This is a genomic window from Criibacterium bergeronii (assembly GCF_001693775.2).
Lineage (GTDB): Bacteria > Bacillota > Clostridia > Peptostreptococcales > Filifactoraceae > Peptoanaerobacter > Peptoanaerobacter bergeronii.
The window spans coordinates 1-801 of sequence record NZ_MBEW02000073.1 but is presented as its reverse complement, the minus strand read 5'-3'; the positions used below and the strand labels follow the sequence as shown (position 1 = coordinate 801).

At 37.3% G+C, this 801-nt stretch carries 1 protein-coding gene; it reads left to right on the top strand.

Annotated elements, in window-relative coordinates:
* The coding region (locus BBG48_RS10825) for a VirD4-like conjugal transfer protein, CD1115 family (RefSeq protein WP_116170994.1) at positions 1-801 on the top strand (801 nt) is incomplete at both ends.

The window sequence follows — 801 nt, the reverse complement described above, 5'->3', positions numbered from 1 at the left end:
TCAGAAGTGAAAAAGACATCCTCAAATTAGTGCAGACAATCATTGCAAACACTAAGGGTGAAGGGGAAAAGGCAGGTGAGGATTTTTGGGTGAAAGCCGAGAAACTCTACTATACGGCTTTGATAGGTTATATTTTTTATGAAGCTCCAAGAGAAGAAAAGAACTTTGCAACACTACTGGATATGATAGATGCTTCAGAAGTCAGGGAAGATGATGAAACATATATGAATCCCATTGATAGACTATTTGAAGCATTGGAAAAGAAAGAGCCTACGCACTTTGCGGTAAAGCAATATAAGAAATACAAACTTGCTGCTGGAAAAACGGCGAAGTCTATTCTTATTTCATGTGGTGCAAGACTTGCTCCTTTTGATATTCAGGAGCTTAGGGACTTGATGAAAGAAGATGAACTTGAGCTTGATACTCTTGGAGATAGAAAGACAGCACTTTTTGTCATTATATCTGATACAGATGATACTTTTAACTTTGTGGTATCTATCATGTACTCACAGTTATTTAATCTACTTTGTGATAAGGCAGATGATGAGTATGGAGGAAGATTACCTGTTCATGTAAGGTGCTTGCTTGACGAGTTTGCAAACATAGGCTTAATTCCCAAATTTGAGAAATTGATTGCGACAATCCGTTCAAGAGAAATTTCAGCAAGTATTATCTTGCAGGCACAATCTCAGTTAAAGGCAATCTACAAGGATAATGCAGATACTATTGTAGGTAACTGTGATAGCACTTTGTTTCTTGGCGGAAAGGAAAAGACAACACTTAAAGAGCTATCTGAAACCT